Source organism: Caulobacter sp. GW821-FHT10A06, assembly GCF_059415805.1.
Genome location: NZ_JBWKNY010000002.1, coordinates 1 through 14,260, shown reverse-complemented (window position 1 = coordinate 14,260; position 14,260 = coordinate 1). Strand labels below are relative to the sequence as shown.

15 protein-coding genes and 1 pseudogene are annotated in these 14,260 nt (G+C 66.3%); 3 read left to right on the top strand and 13 right to left on the bottom strand.

Going from position 1 to position 14,260, the window contains the following annotated elements:
* From rplB to AC07NF_RS04005, 6 genes and pseudogenes are all read right to left on the bottom strand, one after another.
* Entirely contained in the window at positions 1-840 is an 840-nt protein-coding gene (gene rplB / locus AC07NF_RS04030; RefSeq protein WP_492809533.1) for a 50S ribosomal protein L2, read from the bottom strand.
* A gap of 3 nt (positions 841-843) precedes the next feature.
* Positions 844-1,140, bottom strand: coding sequence for a 50S ribosomal protein L23 (locus AC07NF_RS04025; RefSeq protein WP_172265586.1), 297 nt, complete (start codon positions 1,138-1,140; stop codon positions 844-846).
* Positions 1,140-1,778: a 50S ribosomal protein L4 gene (gene rplD, locus AC07NF_RS04020; RefSeq protein WP_492809530.1), complete on the bottom strand. Its 639-nt coding sequence runs from the start codon at positions 1,776-1,778 to the stop codon at positions 1,140-1,142. Before rplD ends, AC07NF_RS04025 begins: the two co-directional genes overlap by 1 nt.
* A complete protein-coding gene (gene rplC, locus AC07NF_RS04015) occupies positions 1,778-2,545 on the bottom strand; it encodes a 50S ribosomal protein L3 (protein WP_492809528.1) in 768 nt (255 codons plus the stop codon). Before rplC ends, rplD begins: the two co-directional genes overlap by 1 nt.
* Before the next feature lie 13 nt (positions 2,546-2,558).
* Complete coding sequence (rpsJ, locus tag AC07NF_RS04010) at positions 2,559-2,867, bottom strand: 30S ribosomal protein S10 (protein ID WP_004616952.1); 309 nt, start codon at positions 2,865-2,867, stop codon at positions 2,559-2,561.
* Positions 2,868-2,880: 13 nt separating this feature from the next.
* Positions 2,881-3,098 (bottom strand): annotated as a pseudogene (locus AC07NF_RS04005) (hypothetical protein).
* A gap of 403 nt (positions 3,099-3,501) precedes the next feature.
* On the opposite strand from AC07NF_RS04005, the gene AC07NF_RS04000 reads away from it, so the two are divergent.
* The gene (locus AC07NF_RS04000; RefSeq protein WP_454715293.1) at positions 3,502-4,260 is read left to right on the top strand and encodes an outer membrane protein; all 759 of its coding nucleotides are present in this window, start codon (positions 3,502-3,504) and stop codon (positions 4,258-4,260) included.
* Positions 4,261-4,354: 94 nt separating this feature from the next.
* Here the strand turns inward: AC07NF_RS04000 and AC07NF_RS03995 are convergent, their stop codons facing one another.
* The 4 genes from AC07NF_RS03995 to fdhD all read right to left on the bottom strand — a co-directional run bounded on the left by AC07NF_RS03995 (position 4,355) and on the right by fdhD (position 9,640).
* On the bottom strand, positions 4,355-5,194 hold the full coding sequence (locus tag AC07NF_RS03995; RefSeq protein ID WP_494628668.1) for a GIN domain-containing protein: 840 nt from the start codon (positions 5,192-5,194) through the stop codon (positions 4,355-4,357).
* Between the two features lie 111 nt (positions 5,195-5,305).
* Complete coding sequence (locus AC07NF_RS03990) at positions 5,306-6,460, bottom strand: GNAT family N-acetyltransferase (RefSeq protein ID WP_494628669.1); 1,155 nt, start codon at positions 6,458-6,460, stop codon at positions 5,306-5,308.
* A 58-nt stretch (positions 6,461-6,518) separates the two neighbouring features.
* The gene (locus AC07NF_RS03985) at positions 6,519-8,825 is read right to left on the bottom strand and encodes an FdhF/YdeP family oxidoreductase (protein ID WP_494628670.1); all 2,307 of its coding nucleotides are present in this window, start codon (positions 8,823-8,825) and stop codon (positions 6,519-6,521) included.
* Positions 8,825-9,640, bottom strand: a complete 816-nt coding sequence (gene fdhD / locus AC07NF_RS03980) for a formate dehydrogenase accessory sulfurtransferase FdhD (protein WP_494628671.1) — start codon at positions 9,638-9,640, stop codon at positions 8,825-8,827. The genes AC07NF_RS03985 and fdhD overlap by 1 nt, the downstream gene beginning before the upstream one ends.
* A gap of 120 nt (positions 9,641-9,760) precedes the next feature.
* Between fdhD and AC07NF_RS03975 the strand changes: the two genes are divergently transcribed.
* A complete protein-coding gene (locus AC07NF_RS03975; RefSeq protein WP_494628672.1) occupies positions 9,761-11,404 on the top strand; it encodes an FAD-dependent oxidoreductase in 1,644 nt (547 codons plus the stop codon).
* A gap of 3 nt (positions 11,405-11,407) precedes the next feature.
* Positions 11,408-11,713 carry a UBP-type zinc finger domain-containing protein gene (locus AC07NF_RS03970; RefSeq protein ID WP_494628673.1) on the top strand — a complete coding sequence of 102 codons (306 nt, stop codon included), beginning with the start codon at positions 11,408-11,410 and terminating at the stop codon, positions 11,711-11,713.
* Position 11,714: 1 nt separating this feature from the next.
* Here the strand turns inward: AC07NF_RS03970 and AC07NF_RS03965 are convergent, their stop codons facing one another.
* The 3 genes from AC07NF_RS03965 to AC07NF_RS03955 form a co-directional block, all read right to left on the bottom strand.
* Positions 11,715-12,341: a YdeI/OmpD-associated family protein gene (locus AC07NF_RS03965; RefSeq protein ID WP_494628674.1), complete on the bottom strand. Its 627-nt coding sequence runs from the start codon at positions 12,339-12,341 to the stop codon at positions 11,715-11,717.
* A gap of 680 nt (positions 12,342-13,021) precedes the next feature.
* Positions 13,022-13,978, bottom strand: coding sequence for a hypothetical protein (locus AC07NF_RS03960; protein WP_494628675.1), 957 nt, complete (start codon positions 13,976-13,978; stop codon positions 13,022-13,024).
* A gap of 207 nt (positions 13,979-14,185) precedes the next feature.
* On the bottom strand, positions 14,186-14,260 hold a 75-nt coding region (locus tag AC07NF_RS03955; RefSeq protein WP_425991018.1), incomplete at its 5' end, for an EF-Tu C-terminal domain-related protein.

The following is a 14,260-nucleotide window of genomic DNA, read 5'->3' as shown; positions in this document are numbered from 1 at the left end:
TTAGCGGCCCTTCTTCGCTTTGTGGCGCGAACGGATGATGAACTTGTCCGTCGCCTTGTTGACGCGGGTCTTGGCGCCCTTGGTCGGCTTACCAGCCGGGGTCACCGGGTGGCGGCCGCCCGAGGTGCGACCTTCACCACCACCGTGGGGGTGGTCGACCGGGTTCATGGCGACGCCGCGAACGTGCGGGCGACGGCCCATATGACGCGAACGACCGGCCTTGCCGAGGTTCTGGTTCATATGGTCGGGGTTCGAAACGGCGCCGACGGTGGCCAGGCACGAGTCGAGCACCATGCGCAGTTCGCCCGAGTTCAGGCGGATCTGGGCGTAGCCGGCGTCACGACCGACCAGCTGGGCGTAGGCGCCAGCCGAACGGGCGATCTGACCACCCTTGGCGGGCTTCAGCTCGATGTTGTGGATGATCGTACCGATCGGCAGCGTGCGCAGCGGCGAGGCGTTGCCCGGCTTCACGTCGACCTTTTCAGCCGTGACGACTTCGTCGCCGACCTTCAGGCGTTGCGGGGCCAGGATGTACGACAGCTCGCCGTCGGCCTGATACTTGATCAGGGCGATGAAGGCGGTGCGGTTCGGATCGTATTCAAGACGAACGACCGTGGCCGTGCCTTGCTTACGACGCTTGAAGTCGACCAGACGGTACAGGCGCTTGGCGCCGCCGCCGCGGAAACGGACCGCGATACGGCCATTGCCGCCACGACCGCCCGACTTCGTCAGACCTTCAACGAGCTTCTTCTCGGGCTTGCCCTTGTGAAGTTCGCTGCGGTCGATCAGCACCAGGCCGCGCTGGCCGGGGCTGGTCGGATTAAATTTCTTCAAGGCCATGTCTTAGAGCCCCGTCGTGATGTCGATCGACTGGCCTTCGGCCAGGGTCACGATCGCTTTTTTGACGTCGTTGCGACGCCCGACGATGCCACGGAAGCGCTTGGTCTTGCCCTTGGTGACGATGGTGTTGACCTTCGTGACCTTGACCTTGAACAGCTCTTCAACGGCGGCGGCGATTTCGTCCTTCGACGCATCGTTGGCCACCTTGAAGACAACCTTGTTCTGCTCCGAGAGCAGGGTCGTCTTTTCGGTGATCACCGGCGACAGGATCGTGTCGTAGTGGCGAGCGGTGGCGGCCATTAGGCGGCTTCCTTCTCAGCGAAACGGGCCGAGATCGCTTCAACCGCGTCCTTGGTCAGGACGAGGGTTTGGCGACGCAGCACGTCGTAGACGTTCAGGCCGGCGTTCGGCAGGACATCCACGTTCGGGATGTTGCGGGCGGCGAGCTTGAAGTTCGCGTCCACTTCCGGACCGGCGATGACCAGGGCGTTCTTCAGACCGATCTTGTCGAAGGTGGCGCGCAGGGCGGCCGTCTTCGCTTCGGTCAGAGCAACGCTGTCCACCACGACCAGCGAACCGGCCTTGGCCTTCGAGGACAGGGCATGGCGCAGAGCCAGGGCCCGGATCTTCTTCGGCAGGTCGAAAGCGTGGCTGCGGACGACAGGGCCGTGGGCCTTGGCGCCGCCGACGAACTGAGCCGCACGACGCGAGCCGTGACGAGCGCCGCCGGTGCCCTTTTGCTTGTACATCTTCTTGCTCGTACGAGAGACCTCGTTACGAACTTGAATCTTGTGGTTACCCGAGCGGCGCTTGGCCAGCTGCCAGGTCACGACGCGCTGCAGGATGTCGCCGCGGATGTCGTCGATGCCGAAGATGGCGTCGTCGAGATCAACGGAACCGGCCTTGCCGCCGTCCAGTTTGATGACGTCGAGTTTCATTAGCCTTCGCCCTCTTCGGTCGTCGCCGCGGGGGCTTCCTCAGCGGGGGTTTCAGCGGCCACCGGAGCAGCCTCACCAGCCTTGCGGAAGGCGCCCGGACGCGGAGCATCGGCGGGGATGGCCTTCTTCACGGCGTCGCGAACCTTCACGTAGCTGCCTTCGTGGCCCGGGACAGCGCCCTTGACCAGGAGCAGGCCACGCTCAACGTCGACCTTCCAGATCGTGACGTTCAGCGTCGTGACGGTTTCTTGACCCAGGTGACCAGCCATCTTCTTGCCCGGGAACGTACGACCCGGGTCCTGGCGGTTACCGGTCGAACCGTGCGAGCGGTGCGAGACCGAGACACCGTGGGTGGCGCGCAGACCACCGAAGTTCCAGCGCTTCATGGCGCCGGCGAAACCCTTACCGACGGTGACGCCTTGGATGTCGACCTTCTGGCCGGCAACGAAGTGGTCAGCGGTCAGCTCGGCGCCAACTTCGATCAGGGCGCTTTCTTCGACGCGGAATTCCGCGACGACGCGCTTCGGCTCAACGGCCGCCTTGGCGAAGTGACCGCGCAGGGCCTTCGAGGTGTTCTTGGCTTTCTTGGCGCCGGCGCCCAGTTGCAGGGCGGTGTAACCGTCCTTCTCAACCGTGCGCTGGCCCGTGACCTGGCAACCGTCGAGCGACAGGACGGTGACCGGCACGTGCTGACCAGCTTCGTCGAAGAAGCGGGTCATGCCGAGCTTCTTGGCGATGATGCCAGTGCGTTGGGTGGGGAGAGTCATGGATCGGCCCTCCTTACAGCTTGATTTCGACGTCAACGCCGGCCGACAGGTCGAGCTTCATCAGCGCGTCCACGGTCTGCGGAGTCGGGTCAACGATATCGAGAACGCGCTTGTGCGTACGGATCTCGAACTGCTCGCGCGACTTCTTGTCGACGTGCGGCGAACGGTTGACGGTGAATTTCTCGATAAGCGTGGGCAGGGGGATGGGGCCCCGCACCGTCGCACCCGTGCGCTTGGCCGTATTGACGATCTCGCGCGTGGAATGATCCAACACGCGGTGATCGAAGGCCTTGAGCCGGATGCGGATGTTCTGACGATCCATATCGCTCGGTTTCCTAGTGGGCTGCGCCCGCGTCTCGAACCATTTCAAAGACCAACCCGAACCCCCAGATGGGAGTCCGTACGCAGCGTCCGCAAAACAAATATCCCCAACAGTTACCTGCCGGGGGTGATGACCAGAATTGCGCCCCTCCCGAGAGAGGACCCTCTCGAAAGAGGTTGGCGGCGCTATGTCCGGGCGTCTCGCGAACCGCGTTTGAACTCGAAAGTTCACAGCCGGTCCAACAGAGGCGCGCTTGTACGTTCCGGAATCGGTTTCGTCAAGCGCTCTGTCCGGTTCGTCTCGTCCGATAAGGACTCGAGTCGTCGGGCGGGTTCTGGATAGGCGCCCTGCCCTGCCTGCGCAAGCCCCTCGAAAACATAACACCGGTCCGCATTTAACGCTTTCAGCGACCTAGGTAGCAAGAACGTGCGCCCGCTCGCGCGTAGGCGAAATGGCCACCTCCGCAAGTGTCACAAAAATGCATTATTCGGCCCGCAAGCGCCGCCGGTGGCCTTGAGGCGGAGTCCGAACCTCCATAGATGCCGGCCCTCCTCGACGGACTGGGCGGCCCTCCCCCCAACAACGACCGTCCAGCCAGTCGGGGAGCCACTCTTGTGTAAGGGGATACCCCACTATGAATACGAAGCTTTTCGCCACCGCCGCCCTGATCGCCGCCGCCGTCTCGGCCCCGGCCTTCGCTCAAAACGTCGGCTCGGTCGGCGCCGCCGTGAACTACACGGACCTGAACACCCGCTTCGGCGGCAATGACGGCACCTCGGTCGTCATCGACGGGTCGGTCGCCATCCCGCTGCAAGGCGCCTGGACCGTGACCGCCAACGGCGACGTCTCGATCTCGGACAACGACCTGTCGGACGAAACCGTCGCCTCGGGCGCCGTGCACCTGACCACCAAGCTGGGCGACACCGTCCGCGTCGGCGGCTTCACCGCCCTGTCGCGTCCGTCGAACGACACCCTGTGGGCCGTCGGCGCCGAAGCTCAGAAGTACCTGAACAACGTCACGCTGACGGGCCTGGTCGCCTACGGTCAATCGAACGACCTGGACGCCGACCTGTACACCGTCCGCGGTGAAGCCCGTTACTTCGTCTCGGACAACTTCCGTCTGAACGCGGGCGCTGGCTGGTCGCGCATCGACACCAACGTCAACGCCGACCTGTGGGACGTGAATGCCGGCGGCGAATACAAGTTCGCCAACACCGGCTGGTCGACCTTCGCCAAGTACACCCACGCGGAATCGAAGGACCTGGCCAAGCTGAACTCGGACGCCGTCAAGTTCGGCTTCCGCTACACCTTCGGCGGCAGCCTGAAGGATCGTGACCGCGCCGGCGCCGACCTGGCCACGGCCGGCGATCTGTTCGGCTTCGGCGTCCGCTAAGGACACCGCACACCGTGCATGAAGAAGGCCCCGGGAGCGATCCCGGGGCCTTCGCTATATATAGAGTGTGGTGCTCTAAAGTTTTTGGGGCAGCTTATTGCCCGATGATCACGTCGCCCGAACCGGCCACGTGCTTCTTGACCGGGCCGTTGACCTTGGCGATGCGCACGTCGCCCGAGCCGGCCACCGAGACGTCGACCGTGTCGGCCTCGCCCCGGAAGTCCACATCGCCCGAGCCGGCGACATTGACGTCCACCGAACGCGCGCGGCCGCCGGCGACCGTGATGTTGCCCGAGCCCATGATATTGCCGTCCAGCTTGCCGGCGATGCTGGCGCTGGAGACGTTGCCCGAGCCGGCGATGTTGACCTCGAGATCGCCAGCGATGGCTTGGGTGCTGATGTCGCCCGAACCCGCCAGGTTGATCTCGACCGAGCTGGCCGTACCGGCCTTGGCGTCACCCGAGCCGGCCTGGTCAAGCTTCAGCTCGCCCTTGGTGTTGGCGATCGTCCAGTCGCCGCAGCCGGCGTTGCCCAGCTCGACGCTGTCCGAGCGGCCGATGCTGCCGAACACCGCGCCGCCGGCCCGCACCTTGACGTTCATCGGCACGCGGACGGCGATCTGCGGGAAGTTGTCGTAGGACACCTGGCCGACGCCGCGCACCTTCACCCAGACCTTGCCGTCGCGGCTGTTGCAGCCGTTGATCCGGTTCATGCGCAGATTGCCGTCGACGATCACCTCGTCGCCGTTCTTGCTGACTTCCAGCGGTAGGGCGGCGTTGGTGGTCAGGAACTCGACCTTCACGTCCGTGCGGTTCTCGGGGATCACCACGACGCGGGCGACGGCGTCCTTGATCTTGATGGAGGGCTGGGCCTGGGCCACGCCAGCAGCGGAAACAGCGGCGGCCAGTACGGCCAGGGTCGTCAGAGCGCGCATCGGTCATTCCCCTCGGATGCGTTGAATTCGATGAGGGGAAGCTAGCGGCGGTTTGTCACCGCTTCGACTTAAATCGAGGTCATGACGCCGAAGTCATCTAACACCGGTCGGCTAGTCGACCATCAGGGCGACGAGGCCAAGCCCTAGACCGAGGCCAACACCGACCCCCGCGCCTAGCTTGGGATGGCGGCGGTTCATGGCGGCCATGAAGCTGGCCCCGCCCCGCAGCTGGCCGACCAGGCTGGGCTCACAGGCGACGATACGGTCGAAGCGGCGGGCCAGGCGTGAGGCGCCAGCGATCCGCATGGAATGGCCGCGCGCGCCCAGCCGGCGCTCGATCAGGCCCTCGAACACGACCTCGGCCGGATCCGCGAAGTCGTGCTTGTAGGCGTCGGCGTCGACACCGAAGTCCACGCGGGTGATGCCGCGCGCCGCGGCGGTCTCCAGCGTGTCCAGGGTCATCAGCCCGCCCGGCGAGTACTTGGCGTAGGCGGGATCATAGATCGGTAACCACAGGTGATGCCGCGCGCCCGAGGTCAGGCCCAGCTCGGCGGCGACCAGCTTGTCGCCGGCCTTCAGCACGGCTAGGCGCAGCCCGAAGTCCGGCGCGTCGATCTCCGCCAGCTTGCGGATCAGCTCGACCGTCCAGCCACAGGCGAAGACGTCATACTGATGGGTGCGGATAATCTGAGCCCGCTTGTGGTCGATGACGTAGTCGACCTGCGCCAGGGTCGGGCGCTCGAAGCTGAAGGTCAGCGCACCGTGGTCCCGTTCCAGCGCGCGGCGGCGGCGGCGCTTGTCCTTCAGGAACCGCGCGTCGCGACCAGCGAGATAGGCGTCGAAGCCTTTTGAGAGATCGGCCGCCATGGCGCGGCGCGGCGTCAAGTCCGGGCGATCCGCCTCCCCCGCCGCGACCAGGCCGCTGAAACGCGCGCGGTGCACGCCTTCCAGCTGGGGCAGCAGATGGGCGATGTCGAAGCCTGGTTCGGCGACCAGACCGTGGAAGTCGCTGAGCGGCGCGGCCAGAGGCTGGATCAGCCCGCCCCGCTGCTGGAACGGCAGGAAGCCCCGCACCGTCCCGCCCTCGCGGATCACGGCGACGCGAGCGCCGGGCGCGATCTGGGCGGCCACCTGGACGAAACGGGGATCGAAATAGGGGCTGGCCAGGATCGGGTCAGCCGCGCGGAAGGCGCGCCAGAGCTCCAGCTCGGCCGCTCCCAGCTGCGAGGCTTCGACAGCCTCTACGACGACACCCTCGCGTTTCACGCCACCCCACTCCCGTCCGGGTTGGGGGCATTAAGCCTAAAGGCTCCTAACAATCGCTTTAGTTGCGAAGTGTGTCTGCGGGCCACGGCGCCTGGTGTTTACGCAGACGAACCGGCGCGGACTTGTAGGCCGGCGTGCCCGAGCGCTGGTCGTGATCGTCCAGCGACACCACGACATTGGTCTCGGGATAATAGGCCGCCAGGCAGCCGGCCGGGATCTCGCGCGCGACCACGGTGAAGGCCCGCACGATCCGCTCACCGGTCTCGTCGAAGGCCGCGCCCAGATCGACCAGGTCGCCTTGGGCCAGACCCATTCGCGCCATGTCGTCGGGATTGGCGAAGATCACGTCGCGCCGGCCGAACACGCCGCGATAACGATCGTCGTAGCCATAGATGGTCGTGTTGTACTGGTCGTGGCTGCGCAGGGTGGTCAGGATCATCACGTCCGGGTCGCCCCGGCGTGGATCGCCGCCCTTGGGATCATGGACCATGAAGTTGGCCTTGCCCGTCGCCGTCTTCCACACCCGGTTAGACGGCCCGACTGGCAGGCGGAAGCCGCCGGGAATGCGGACCTTGTCGTTATAATCCTCGAACGCCGCCGGGAAGACGCGGGCGATCAGGTCTCGGACGGCGTCATAGTCGTCTGCCAGGCCCGGCCAGTCCACCAGCGGATCCTCGCCAAACAGCGCCGTCGCGAAGCCGCAGACGATGGCCGGCTCGGACATCAGGTGCTCGGACGCCGGTGGGTTCAGGCCGCGCGAGGCGTGGACCATCGACATCGAGTCCTCGACCGTCACCGACTGGCGCACCCCGGCGCGGACGTCCAACTCGGTGCGGCCCAGGCACGGCAGCAGGATGGCTTCCTTGCCGATCAGCAGGTGCGTGCGGTTGGGCTTGGTGGCGACGTGGACGGCCAGATCGAGCTTGCGCATGGCCGCGAAGGTTCGCACCGGATCGGGCGCGGCCACCGCGAAGTTGCCGCCCAGGCCGATGAACACCTTGCTCTCGCCCCGCTCGATGGCCTCAATCGACTCGACGACCGTGTGACCGTGCTCGCGCGGCGGTTCGAAGCCGAAGACGTCGCGGATCGCGTCCGAGAACGCCGCCGTCGGCTTCTCCCAGATGCCGACCGTGCGATTGCCCTGGACATTGGAGTGCCCCCGCAGCGGACAGATCCCCGCGCCTTCTCGGCCGATATTGCCCTTCAGCAGCAGCAGATTGACGAGCTGCTGCACCGTGCCGGAGCTGTCGCGGTGCTGGGTCAGGCCCATGCCGTAGCAGAGGATGGTCGCCTTGGCCTTGGCGTAGATCGCCGCCGCTTCTTCGATCCGGGCGCGCGGCAGGCCGCTGCCGGCCTCGATGGTCTCCCAGTCCTGGGCTTCGACCGAGGCGAAGAGCGCTTCGTAGCCGGCGGTGTGCTCCAGTATAAAGTCATGATCCAGGACGCCGCCATCGCGGGCCTCCATAGCCAGCAGGGCCTTCATCATCCCCTGCACCAGCAAGGCGTCGCCGCCGATCTTCAGCTGGAAATAGGCCGAAGCGATCGGGGTCGAGCTCAGAGTCGCCATCTCGACCGGGTCCTGCGGCGAGGCGAACTTCTCCAGCGACCGTTCCTTCAGCGGGTTGAAGGCCAGGATCGTCGCGCCGCGCCGGCTGGCGTCGCGCAACGTGGTCATCATCCGCGGATGGTTGGTGCCGGGGTTGTGGCCGAAGCACAGGATCAGGTCGGCGTGGTCGAAGTCCTCCAGCGTCACCGAGCCCTTGCCCAGGCCGATCGAGTCCGGCAGGCCGACGCTGGTCGGCTCGTGGCACATGTTGGAGCAGTCGGGGAAATTGTTGGTCCCGAACCGCCGGACCATCAGCTGGTACAGGAACGCCGCTTCGTTGCTGGCCCGGCCCGAGGCGTAGAACTCGGCCTCATTCGGATCGGCCAGCGCCTTCAGCCCCTCGGCGGTCCGAGCGAAGGCGGCCTCCCAGGTGATCGGCTTGTAGCGGTCGTCGGCTGGGTCGTAGGCCATCGGCTCGGTCAACCGGCCCAGGTCCTCGATCGCATGGTCGGTCCAGGTCAGCAGCTCGCTGACCGTATGCTGGGCAAAGACCTCGGGCGTGGCGCGCTTGGAGGTCGCCTCCCAGGCCACGGCCTTGGCGCCGTTCTCGCAGAACTCGAACGACGAGGTGTGCTTGGGGTCGGGCCAGGCGCAGCCGGGGCAGTCAAAGCCCTCCGGCTGGTTGGCCCGCATCAGCGTCTTGCCGCCCTCGACGATCGTCTCCTGGCCGGCCAGCGCCCCGGCTACCGCCTTCAGCGCGCCCCAGCCGCCAGCGGGCTGGTGGTACGGGCGGACGCCATCGACCTTCTTATCGGACATCAGGCCGGCTCCAGCTCGGATTCAACAAGGCGCTCGCCGCCGGCGAACACCGCATGGCCGTCGGCGCGGGCCAGGGCGACGAGGGTCAGGTTCGCCTCCTCGGCCTTGGCGATCGCCAGCTCGGTCGGGGCCGAGACCGCGACCAGGATCGGACAGCCGATCCGCGCGACCTTCTCGACCATCTCGAACGAGCAGCGGCTGGTGACGACCACGAAACCCGCCGCCGCATCGACGCCGCCGCGCGCCATGGCCCCGGCCAGCTTGTCCAAGGCGTTGTGGCGACCGACGTCCTCGCGAACCAGGATCAGCGAGCCCTCAATATCGAAGAAGGCGGCCGCATGGGTAGCGCGGGTCAGACGGCCCAAGGCCTGCTGCTCTTCCAGAGCCGCCAGGGCGCGCGGGATCGCTTCGTGCCGGATGAGAGCGCCCTGCCCCAGCACCGGCAGCGGCCGCACCGCGTCGGCCAGGCGCTGCACACCGCACAGCCCGCAACTGGAGCGGCCTTCCAGATTGCGCGGCCGAGCCTTCTTGATCAGCGCGCCGGGCGTCAGGCGGACATCGACCAGGATCCCCTGCTCTTCTTCCTTGGCGACGATCTCCAGCACGTCCTCGGCCCGGGCGATCGCCTCGGTGACCACGAAGCCCAGGGCCAGCTCCTCGACCTGCTCGGGCGTGGCCATCAGCACCGTGTGCGGACGACCGTCGAACGACAGGCCGATGGCGGTCTCTTGCGGCAGGACCCGCGCGAGCGGCTCGAGGGCCTTTCCGGGACGCCATTGCGCGCCGGGCCGGCGGGAGGATGGGGAACGCGACATGCCCTTGAGCCTACTCCGCAGGCGCCCAACGGTACAGTCGATGACGTCACGACGGGTTTGTTCAAAACCGTCATCGTTCGGCGCGTGACCGAACGCCGATCCTGGAGCAAACATAGGGCCATGGCAGGCTCTACCTTCGACACCCGACGCGCCCAGATGTTTCCCCGGCTGGAGCCGGACGAGATCGATCGCCTTCGCCGCTTCGGCAAAGTGATCCACGCCGAGGCCGGTTCGGCCCTGGCCACGGCCGGCGTCGCCTCGCCCGGCCTGTTCGTGGTGCTGGCCGGCCGCGTGGCCATCAGCCGCCGCGACGCCCACGACGAGAGCCAGCCGATCGTCGAGCACGCCGCCGGCCAGTTCGTCGGCGAGATCGCCCAGCTGTCGGGCCGCCCCTCTCTCGTGGACGTCACCGCCATCACCCCCGTCGAGGCGCTGCTGATCGAGCCCGAACGCCTGCGCGCCGTGCTGGTCGCCGAGGCCGAGCTGGGTGAGCGGATCATGCGGGCCCTGATCCTGCGCCGGGTCAGCCTGATCGAGACCGGCGCCGGCGGCCCGATCATCATCGGCCGCGAAGCCGACGCCCAGGTCATCCGCCTGTCGGGCTTCCTGGCCCGCAACGGCCACCCCTATCAGAACCTCGACCCGGACCAGATGGACTGCGCCAAGGTGCTGATCCAGCGCTTCCAGGTCGACGACAGCGAACTGCCGATCGTGCTGTGCCCCAACGGCGAGATCCTGCGCCAGCCGACCAACCACCAGCTGGGCCGCTGCATCGGCCTGGTCGGCCCGATCGACGCCGACAAGCTCTATGACGTCGCCATCGTCGGCGCGGGTCCGGCGGGCCTGGCCACCGCCGTCTATGCCGCGTCCGAGGGCCTGTCGGTGCTGGTGCTGGACACCCGCGCCTTCGGCGGCCAGGCCGGGGCCTCGGCGCGGATCGAGAACTATCTGGGCTTCCCCACGGGGATCACCGGCATGGCCCTGATGGGCCGCGCCTATGGCCAGGCGCAGAAGTTCGGAGCCGAGCTGGCCATTCCCGACGAGGTCGCCTCGTTGGTCTGCGAGGACGATGGCCGGCATCGTTACCGCCTGGCCCTCGCCAGCGGCGAGACCGCGCAAGCCAAGACCGTGGTGATCGCCAGCGGCGCCCGCTATCGCCGTCTGGACGTCGACAACCTCGACAACTTCGAAGGCGCCTGCGTCCACTATTGGGCCTCGCCGCTGGAGGCCAAGCTGTGCGCCGGCCAGGAGGTCGCCCTGGTCGGCGCCGGCAATTCGGCGGGCCAGGCGGCCGTCTACCTGGCCAGCCAGGTCAAGAAGGTCTGGATGATCGTGCGCGGCGAAAGCCTGGCGGCGACCATGTCGCGCTACCTGATCGACCGCATCGAGAGCACGCCCAATATCGAGGTCGTGGTGAAGAGCGCGATCGTCGATCTGGAGGGCGAGGACGGCAAGCTGTCAGCCATCCGCTGGCGTGGTCCGAACGGCGTCGAGACCGTCCAGGACATCAGCCACCTCTTCCTGTTCATCGGCGCCGCGCCCAACACCTCGTGGCTGACCCACTGCCATGTCGAGCTGGACAATCACGGTTTCGTCCGCACCGGGACGGATCTCGCGCCCGGCCATCCGCTGCTGCAGACCAGCCGCAAGGGCGTGTTCGCGATCGGCGACGTCCGGGCTGGCTCGGTCAAGCGCGTCGGCGCCGCCATCGGCGAAGGCGCCCAGGCCGTCGCCGCCATCCACGCCTATCTCGCGGAAGCTTGAACCATGACCTGCAGCCACGGCGACTCGATCCAGATGGTCACGCCCGGCACGAAGGGCTGCGAGGAATGCCTCAAGGCCGGCGGCTGGTGGGTGCATCTGCGCCTGTGCCGCACCTGCGGCCATGTCGGCTGCTGCGACGATAGCCCCAGCAAACACGCCACCGCCCACTTCCGGGCGACCAAGCACCCGATCATCGAGGGCTACGACCCGCCCGAAGGCTGGGGCTGGTGCTTCGTCGATGAGGAGTTCGTCGAGCTGCCCGACCAGACGCCGCAGGTCGGGCCGATCCCGCGCTTCGTTCAGGGCTAGGCTAGCGCTCGAGCGCGCCCTTGCCCGCGATGATCTTGTCGCGGAACTTCTCGATCCGCGCCACACGCGTCGCCGACTGCTTGGCCTGGTTCAGCGCGAACAGGTAGCTCTTCTGGCGTCCTGGCGTCAGCGCGTGGAAGGCCTCGGCCAGCTCCGGATCGCCGTCCAGCGCCTCGGTTAGCTCGTCGGGCACGTCGATCTCGCGCTCGGTCTTGGCCGGCTTGGTTCCGGCCTCGGCGTGGTCCATCAGCTGGCGCAGATAGCCCCGGATCACCGGCTCCATCTCGGCGACCCGCGCATTGGCGGTGAAGCGGATCATGCCCGGCGTCTGGCTGTTGGGCCCCTGCGGCTCCACCACGCCCTCGCTGTCGACCAGCAGGCTGGGGTTCAGGAAGCTGAGCCGGAAGTCGCCTCGGAACGCCCCGAAGATCGCGATGTTGCGCCCGGCGTGCATGTAGCACGGGTGGGCCCACTTCACCGTCTCCTCCAGTCCGACGTCCAGGCAGATCTGGCGCAGGGCATTCAGGCCGTCGATCCACGGCCGGGTCGAACAGTCCGGCGTTGCGAACCGGGCGCACCGGCCACAGCCCAGGGTGAAGAAGTCATCGGGATCGGTGATCATCGCCATGGCCTTCTCCTGCCACCTTTTTCAGACGAAGCGAAAGGGACGCGTGCGGGACGCGTTCGTGGACGCGCGCGGCGGCGCCCTTCCGCCGGCGAGGGCCGGCGGGTTTGGGGAGGCGGCGGAGCGTCCGGGCAGGGCCCGGATGATGGGGTAGAGGAACACCGTTTCGGCCGAGGCCGGAGCGCTCCGCGTGACCGTTGTGCATGAGCCCTCGACGCGCGGGGTCTTAACCCGCTTCCGAAAGAGGCCCAGGACGGGCGGAGGAAGATGCGTTCCCTCCGGACCACGCGAGCGATTTCAGCCCGCGCCTGCCGCGCCGATCCCCTTCGCCGCCCGGCTTTCGTCCCGATGTTTCAGGGAGCCCGTCCGGATCCGTCGCGAAGGCGGCCCGAAGGCCAAGACCAGCGCTTCCCGCTCGACCACCCCCGCCGCGCCTTCGGTCGCCAGCTGAACGCCCTCCCCCGCGACGGGGCGAGGAGAAGTATGGACGAGGTTTTCAGGGTGATGCGTCGATTTTGGATGGGCTCGTGGGTCGGCAGCACAAGTTGTTGGGTTTGCTTGGATTTGGCGGCCTTACTCTCGTGTCGCGACGGGATAGGTCAGCTTTCAGCCCGCTGCGAACGTTGCCACCCCGAGCGGGCTCACGTGCACTACGCGATGAGTGATCTTGACATGCAGATTGACTATTTCGCCCCCTTGGCGGGCGCGTCACGTACGACCAGCTTCTCCAAAACCGTGGTGTTCCGACGCGTGGCTTCGAGCTGCTGCTCTATCAGCCTACGATCAGCCTGACGCTCCTGAGAGGCGACACGTGCTTCCTCTTTTCGCACTGCGTCCGCATTGCTCTGCTGGTGAGCGGAAATGACAATGGTAACGACCGCCACCAAAACACCGACGACACCAACGCCGAGGGCCAGATTGGAATTTCGGTTCGTCTGGATAGAACCGGCCTTCATTTCCGTGATGGCGCTCTGGGCATAGTCATTGAGCGTAGTCTGCATCGCAGCGCTCGCCTCACTCACCTCAGCCATTCGGCTGATCTGTTCCTCCACCCGGTGCAGGATCGCGTTCGTATCCACGATTGGATTACGCGGGATAGGCGGCAGCTCAAACCTAGGCGAGCGGGCCTCTAGAATAGATTTCAAATGCGAAGATGCACCGAGGTTGCGCGACAACGCCGAAGAGCTCGGGTCCAACCCAGCCAATTTGAGGTGCCGGTTGATGCTCCCCTCCATGTCAAGGAGCGCGCTGTGCTTGAAAGGCCCGCGACGCTTATCTACTGCATCGCCCCCAACCCGGCGCACGTAGGCTAGCCAGTCCTCGCCTTCATTCTGGGGTGTCTCGCCAAAGATGGAGGTCTCGCTTTGAACGAGAGCTTCGCAGAAGGCTTCCATGTCAGCACGGACTAGAACGGACCGCTGCCCGTCAGTGAGCTTTGCAGGCCCATCCATTGTCCAGCCCATAGCCACCATGAGTTTGCCGGTGAACTCCTCGTCCGAGCCCGTGCTGGTACGATGGATTAGGTACGGTGAATCGATCCCGTACACCGCTCGAAAGCCAAGCTGCCCAAGCTTCTCGCTTTCGATGGTGAACTTGGGCGGGAATTTCTCTTCAGCGAGGTCCGCAACATTAACTGCCATCCCGGCAAGATGGCCAAGCGCGGTAGTTTTGCAACCAGCCTGCTCCTCGTGAGGGCTCTCTCACGCATACTGGAAGCCTTCGCCCCTTCAAGTTCGGACGTCGCATAACCACCCTCCACGGACATCGAAGACGCCCGCAAAGCAAAAGGCCCCGGAGTTTCCTCCGGGGCCTTCGCTTAGTTCAGCTGTCGCTAAGACCGGTCGAGATTACTCGACGATCTTGGCCACGACGCCGGCGCCGACGGTGCGGCCGCCTTCGCGGATGGCGAAGCGCAGGCCTTG

What these genes read in the sequence shown, in the direction of transcription:
- rplB (WP_492809533.1), bottom strand. Translation starts at nt 840, where the DNA reads ATGGCCTTGAAGAAATTTAATCCGACCAGCCCCGGCCAGCGCGGCCTG.
- AC07NF_RS04025 (WP_172265586.1), bottom strand. Translation starts at nt 1,140, where the DNA reads ATGGCCGCCACCGCTCGCCACTACGACACGATCCTGTCGCCGGTGATC.
- rplD (WP_492809530.1), bottom strand. Translation starts at nt 1,778, where the DNA reads ATGAAACTCGACGTCATCAAACTGGACGGCGGCAAGGCCGGTTCCGTT.
- rplC (WP_492809528.1), bottom strand. Translation starts at nt 2,545, where the DNA reads ATGACTCTCCCCACCCAACGCACTGGCATCATCGCCAAGAAGCTCGGC.
- rpsJ (WP_004616952.1), bottom strand. Translation starts at nt 2,867, where the DNA reads ATGGATCGTCAGAACATCCGCATCCGGCTCAAGGCCTTCGATCACCGC.
- AC07NF_RS04000 (WP_454715293.1), top strand. Translation starts at nt 3,502, where the DNA reads ATGAATACGAAGCTTTTCGCCACCGCCGCCCTGATCGCCGCCGCCGTC.
- AC07NF_RS03995 (WP_494628668.1), bottom strand. Translation starts at nt 5,194, where the DNA reads ATGCGCGCTCTGACGACCCTGGCCGTACTGGCCGCCGCTGTTTCCGCT.
- AC07NF_RS03985 (WP_494628670.1), bottom strand. Translation starts at nt 8,825, where the DNA reads ATGTCCGATAAGAAGGTCGATGGCGTCCGCCCGTACCACCAGCCCGCT.
- fdhD (WP_494628671.1), bottom strand. Translation starts at nt 9,640, where the DNA reads ATGTCGCGTTCCCCATCCTCCCGCCGGCCCGGCGCGCAATGGCGTCCC.
- AC07NF_RS03975 (WP_494628672.1), top strand. Translation starts at nt 9,761, where the DNA reads ATGGCAGGCTCTACCTTCGACACCCGACGCGCCCAGATGTTTCCCCGG.
- AC07NF_RS03970 (WP_494628673.1), top strand. Translation starts at nt 11,408, where the DNA reads ATGACCTGCAGCCACGGCGACTCGATCCAGATGGTCACGCCCGGCACG.
- AC07NF_RS03965 (WP_494628674.1), bottom strand. Translation starts at nt 12,341, where the DNA reads ATGGCGATGATCACCGATCCCGATGACTTCTTCACCCTGGGCTGTGGC.
- AC07NF_RS03960 (WP_494628675.1), bottom strand. Translation starts at nt 13,978, where the DNA reads ATGGCAGTTAATGTTGCGGACCTCGCTGAAGAGAAATTCCCGCCCAAG.